Source organism: Leclercia sp. M50, from assembly GCF_037150775.1.
GTDB lineage: Bacteria > Pseudomonadota > Gammaproteobacteria > Enterobacterales > Enterobacteriaceae > Enterobacter.
This window is the reverse complement of record NZ_JBBCPK010000165.1, coordinates 1-5,803: the sequence shown is the minus strand read 5'-3', so window position 1 is coordinate 5,803 and position 5,803 is coordinate 1. Positions and strand designations below refer to the sequence as shown.

The 5,803-nt window shown below is 62.6% G+C and carries 6 protein-coding genes; 3 read left to right on the top strand and 3 right to left on the bottom strand.

Annotated elements, in window-relative coordinates; all coding sequences use genetic code 11:
- Nucleotides 1–1,618 (bottom strand): glutathione ABC transporter ATP-binding protein GsiA (gene gsiA / locus WFM46_RS22595; RefSeq protein WP_336998598.1); only part of this gene is annotated, 1,618 nt, incomplete at its 3' end.
- Nucleotides 1,619–1,629: 11 nt separating this feature from the next.
- Nucleotides 1,630–2,568 (bottom strand): beta-aspartyl-peptidase, encoded by a 939-nt coding sequence (iaaA, locus tag WFM46_RS22590; protein WP_156654153.1) that lies wholly within the window; start codon nt 2,566–2,568, stop codon nt 1,630–1,632.
- Nucleotides 2,569–2,757: 189 nt separating this feature from the next.
- Between iaaA and moeA the strand changes: the two genes are divergently transcribed.
- Nucleotides 2,758–3,990 carry a molybdopterin molybdotransferase MoeA gene (gene moeA, locus WFM46_RS22585; RefSeq protein WP_336998597.1) on the top strand — a complete coding sequence of 411 codons (1,233 nt, stop codon included), beginning with the start codon at nt 2,758–2,760 and terminating at the stop codon, nt 3,988–3,990.
- A gap of 2 nt (nt 3,991–3,992) precedes the next feature.
- Nucleotides 3,993–4,745, top strand: coding sequence for a molybdopterin-synthase adenylyltransferase MoeB (moeB, locus tag WFM46_RS22580; RefSeq protein WP_103178812.1), 753 nt, complete (start codon nt 3,993–3,995; stop codon nt 4,743–4,745).
- 89 nt (nt 4,746–4,834) lie between these two features.
- Here moeB and fsa read toward each other — a convergent pair whose 3' ends face one another.
- A complete protein-coding gene (gene fsa / locus WFM46_RS22575; protein ID WP_103178811.1) occupies nt 4,835–5,497 on the bottom strand; it encodes a fructose-6-phosphate aldolase in 663 nt (220 codons plus the stop codon).
- A 127-nt stretch (nt 5,498–5,624) separates the two neighbouring features.
- Here fsa and WFM46_RS22570 point away from each other — a divergent pair.
- On the top strand, nt 5,625–5,803 hold a 179-nt coding region (locus WFM46_RS22570), incomplete at its 3' end, for a 4Fe-4S cluster-binding domain-containing protein (RefSeq protein ID WP_336998599.1).

Below are 5,803 nucleotides of genomic sequence, written 5' to 3'. Positions count from 1 at the left end.
CGAGGTACACCCCCGCCACCCGGTGGCTGATGCGCCCCACCACCGCCATATCGAGGGAAATAAACAGAAAGGCGATGCCCATCTCGCGCTGTAAATCGAGCAGCAGGTTAATGATCTGCGCCCGGATGGAGACATCCAGCGCCGAGACGGACTCGTCGGCAATCACCACCTTCGGGTTCAGCGCCAGCGCGCGGGCAATGCAGATCCGCTGCCGCTGGCCGCCGGAAAATTCATGGGGATAGCGCCAGGCATGTTCCGGTTTGAGGCCCACGCGCTCCAGCAGCCACGCCACCCGCCGCTGGGCGGCATCCCCGTCCAGCAGGTTATGCACCCGCAGCGGCTCCATAATCGAATAGCCCACCGTCTGGCGGGGATCGAGGGAGGCGTAGGGATCCTGGAAAATAAACTGAATATCCCGCCGCAGGGGTTGCAGCTTCCCGGCCGGCAGGGTGTCGATGCGCTCACCGTTAAAGGTGATGGTGCCCTCCTGGGCCTCCACCAGCCGCAGTAGCGCCCGGCCGGTGGTCGATTTGCCGCTGCCGGATTCGCCCACCAGCGACAGCGTTTCGCCGGGCCATAAATCGAAACTGACGCTCTCCACCGCGTGGACTTCGCGCCTGACGCGGTTAAACAGGCCGCCGCGCAGGGGAAAGCGGGTTACCAGGTCGCGCACCTGTAAAATGGGCTCGCCGGGCACCACGGTATCCTGCTCGGTTTCGGCCTCCTGATGGCCGGGTTCGGCAAGAGAGATCAGCGGAAAACGCCGGGGCAGATCCCTGCCGTTCATCGCCCCCAGACGTGGCACCGCGGCCAGCAGCGCCTTCGTATAGGGGTGCTCAGGGGCATGGAAAATCTGCTCCACAGTGCCGGTTTCAACCGCCTCGCCCTGATACATCACCAGCACCCGATCGGCGATATCCGCCACCACGCCCATGTCGTGGGTGATAAAGATCACCCCCATCTCCATCTCCTCCTGCAACACCTTGATGAGCTGCAGGATCTGCGCCTGGATGGTGACGTCCAGCGCGGTGGTCGGTTCATCGGCAATCAGCACCGCCGGGCGACAGGAGAGCGCCATGGCGATCATCACCCGCTGGCGCATGCCGCCGGAAAGCTGGTGCGGATAACGCGACAGCACGGCGTCGGCCTCCGGGATCCGCACCTGCTCCAGCATGCGCCGGGCTTCGGCCAGCGCCCCATCGCGGTTCAGCCCCTGATGCAGGCGAATGGATTCGGCGATCTGCTCCCCCACCGGAAAGACCGGATTGAGGGAGGTCATCGGCTCCTGGAAAATCATGGCGATATCCGCGCCGCGCACGCTGCGCATCTGGGAGGGGTTCAGGGCAGTGAGATCGCTCACCTGGCCATTGCGACGGCGCAGCAGCAGGCTGTCGCACGCCACCTGCCCGCCGGACTGTTCAATCAGGCGCATCAGCGACAGCGCGGTCACCGATTTACCGGAACCGGACTCGCCGACAATCGCCAGCGTCTCGCCGCGTTTTAGCGAAAAAGAGAGGTGTTTAACCGCCGGGATCGACTGACGGTTGTCGGGAAAGGCAACGTTCAGGTTGTGTACCGCCAGCACCTGCTGACTGTCCAGTTCATCACTGTGCGGCATGCCTCTCCCCCTTATTCACGGTAAATTCCGGTGCTCGGCGTATCGCCTGCGTATCCCCAGGCACGGTACATGCCCTCACTGTTAAACGGTAGTGCCACATTGCCCTCGCGATCGATGGCAATCAGCCCGCCGCTGCCCTCCAGCGCCGGGAGTTTTTCCATTACTACCCGCTCGCAGGCTTCTGCCAGGCTTAAGCCGCCGTAATCCATCAGCGCGGCAATGTCATAGGCCGCCAGGGTGCGGATAAACACCTCCCCGGTACCGGTACAGGAGACCGCCACGCTGGCGTTATTGGCGTAGCAGCCTGCACCGGGCAGCGGGCTGTCGCCCACCCGGCCAGGCAGTTTATTGGTCATTCCGCCGGTGGAGGTGGCCGCGGCCAGATTGCCCGCTTTATCCAGTGCGACGGCGCCCACGGTGCCCATTTTGCTCGCCTCGTCCAGCGGGGCGGCGTGGTCGAGCCGGGTTTCACCCGCCCCGCGCGCCGCCAGCAGCTGCTGATAGCGCTCCGGGGTAGAGAAAATCTCCGGCGACACCGCCTCCATGCCGTGGGCAAAGGCAAATTTCTCGGCGCCCTCCCCCACCAGCAGTACGTGCGGACTCTGCTCCATCACCAGACGGGCGGCCAGCACCGGGTTGCGCAGATGGCTGACCCCGGCCACGGCGCCCGCTTTCAGGCTAATGCCGTCCATCACGCAGGCATCCAGCTCGTGGGTTTCATCCCGGGTGAATACCGCGCCAATCCCGGCGTTAAATAGCGGGCACTCCTCCAGCAGGCGTACCGCCTCGGTAACCACATCCAGCGCGCTCTCGCCCGCCTCCAGCATCCGCTGGCCGGTTTCCACAATCGATGAGAGCGCCTCAACGTAACGCCTCTCCTGCTCCTGACTAAGCTGCGCGCGGGTGATGGCCCCGGCGCCGCCGTGGATTGCGATGACTGCCTTCCCCATTTACTTTACCTTTGGGCACGTAATGGCCGCTTTTTTTATAAATATCATTATCGTGGCTGACAATTCATATAATTTTTGAATATAGAAAGACGTCACCGTGATGTAAAGGGTAAGCCCATGGTGTCATACAGTTAACGGCACTTTTCTGCCATAATGGCCGCCTTCGTTATTCTCTCCCTGGAGTGACCCATGGATTTTACCGCCGGACTGATGCCGCTTGAGACGGCACTCACCCAGATGCTCGATCGAATTTCTCCGCTTACAGAGCAGGAAACCTTGCCGCTGCTGCGCTGTTTTGGCCGCGTGACCGCCGCCGACATCATCTCTCCCCTGAACGTGCCGGGCTTTGATAACTCAGCGATGGATGGCTACGCCGTGCGTCTGGCGGATCTGGCGGCAGGCACCGCGCTGCCGGTGGCGGGAAAAGCCTTTGCCGGTCAGCCTTTCCAGGGTGAATGGCCTGCCGGAAGCTGCGTGCGCATTATGACCGGCGCGCCGGTGCCGCCAGGCTGCGATGCGGTGGTGATGCAGGAGGAGACCGAGCAGACCGACGATGGCGTGCGTTTTACCGCCAGCGTTAAGCCGGGACAAAATATCCGCCGCAGCGGGGAAGATATTGCCCTCGGCGCGACCGTCTTCCCGGCGGGGACAAAACTGACCGTCGCCGAACTGCCGGTGCTGGCCTCGCTGGGCATTGCAGAGATCGCCGTGGTGCGCCAGGTGCGCGTGGCGCTCTTCTCCACCGGTGATGAGCTTCAGCTCCCGGGCCAGCCGCTGGCCGAAGGGCAGATCTACGACACCAACCGGCTGGCGGTGCACCTGATGCTGGAGCAGCTCGGCTGTGAGGTGATCAACCTCGGCATTATTCCTGACGATCCGCAAAAACTGCGGGAGGCCTTTATCGAAGCCGATCGCGTGGCCGACGTGGTCCTGAGCTCCGGTGGCGTCTCGGTGGGCGAAGCGGACTACACCAAAACGATCCTCGATGAACTGGGTGAGATCGGCTTCTGGAAACTGGCCATCAAGCCCGGCAAACCTTTCGCCTTCGGCAAACTGCCGGATAGCTGGTTCTGCGGCCTGCCGGGGAACCCGGTCTCTGCGGCGCTCACCTTCTATCAGTTGGTACAGCCATTGCTGGCGAAGCTCTCCGGCAACCGGGCGCACAGCCTGCCTGCCCGCCAGCGCGTCCGCGCCGCCACCCGGCTGAAAAAATCGCCGGGCCGTCTCGACTTCCAGCGCGGCATTCTGGCGCGTAGCGCCGAGGGCGAGCTGGAGGTGCGCTCCACCGGACATCAGGGCTCGCATATCTTCAGCTCCTTCAGCCAGGGCAACTGCTTTATCGTGCTTGAGCGCGAACGCGGTAACGTGGAAGCGGGTGAGTGGGTGGAAGTCGAGCCGTTTAACGCCCTGTTTGGAGGCTAACCATGACGGTGGAGCTGAGCGACAACGAGATGCTGCGCTACAATCGCCAGATTGTGCTGCGCGGCTTTGATTTCGACGGCCAGGAAGCGTTAAAGGCCGCGAATGTGCTGGTGGTCGGCCTCGGCGGATTAGGCTGCGCCGCGGCGCAGTATCTGGCGGCGGCCGGTGTCGGGCGCATGACGCTGCTCGATTTCGACACCGTGTCGCTCTCCAACCTGCAACGCCAGACTCTGCACAGCGATGCGACCCTGGGCGAGCCGAAAGTGGTCTCGGCCCAGGCATCGCTTTCGCGCATCAACCCTAACGTGCAGTTTACGCTGCTCAACGCCCTGCTCGACGACGCCGCGCTCTCTGACCAGATAGCCCAACACGATCTGGTGCTCGACTGCACTGACAACGTCACCATTCGTAACCAGCTTAACGCCGGCTGTTTCAGCCATAAAACGCCCCTGGTCTCCGGAGCGGCTATCCGCATGGAGGGCCAGGTGAGCGTCTTTACCTGGGCGGAGGGCGAGCCCTGCTACCGCTGCCTGAGCCGTCTGTTTGGCGAAAACGCCCTGACCTGCGTTGAGGCGGGGGTGATGGCGCCGCTGGTGGGGGTGATCGGTTCGATGCAGGCGATGGAGGCGATTAAGGTGCTGGCCCGTTACGGCACGCCCGCGGCGGGGAAAATCGTGATGTACGATGCGATGACCTGCCAGTTCCGCGAGATGAAGCTGATGCGCAATCCGGGATGTGAGGTGTGCGGGGGGTAAAACATGCCGGGTGGCGGCTTCGCCTTACCCAGCCTACAAAAACCTCGAACCGTAGGCCGGGCAAGCGTTAGCGCCGCCCGGCAATAAGGTCAGATCGATGTCCGTCCAAAGGCGTTCTGCCAGTCCTGCTCAAATTTTGCAATCGCCGCGTCCACCGCCGGAGAGGTAATCAGTTGCTGGGCCACATCCAGCGGCAGGGTGATGGATTCACAGCCCGCCAGCAGGCAGTCCAGCGCCTGACGCGGGGTTTTGAAGCTCGCGGCCAGCACTTTGGCGTGCGGCGCGTGGAGCGTCAGCAGCTGTTGCAGCTCCGCCACCGTCTGAATGCCATCCCCGCCCTGCGCATCCACGCGGTTGACATAGGGCGCGACATACTCCGCCCCCGCCAGCGCCGCCATCAGCCCCTGCGCCGCGCTGTAGACCGCCGTACCGAGCGTCGGCACACCCTGCGCTTTCAGCATCTTAATGGCCGCCAGCCCTTCCGCCGTGACCGGCACTTTGACCACCAGATCCGCGACGATACCGCGCAGCTTCAGCGCATCTTCCACCATACCTTCCGCGCTGGTCGCCATCACCTGGGCAAACAGACGGCCCTGGCCGCCCATCGCCTCCTGCAGCTGCGGCAGCAGGACTTCCAGCGGCGTTTTGCCCGCGGCAACAATGCTTGGGTTGGTGGTGACGCCTGCCAGCGGAAAGATGCGGGCCAGTTTTTTAACAGTAATGACGTCGGATGTGTCGAGATACAGTTCCATGATGGGGTCCTCAAAAATGACTATGCCATAACCCTAGCACGGCAAAACCTGCCTCAGAGTTGATTTGCGTCAAGATAACTTTCATTCGAAAGTAATTTAATCTTCATACGCAACAAGAGGCGACATTATGATCTTCAACATTCAGCGTTATTCGACACACGACGGCCCGGGGATTCGTACCGTGGTCTTTATGAAAGGCTGCTCCCTGGGCTGCCGCTGGTGTCAGAACCCGGAAAGCCGCGAACGCTCGCGGGATCTGCTGTTCGACGCTCGCCTGTGCCTGGAGGGGTGTATCCTCTGCCAGCA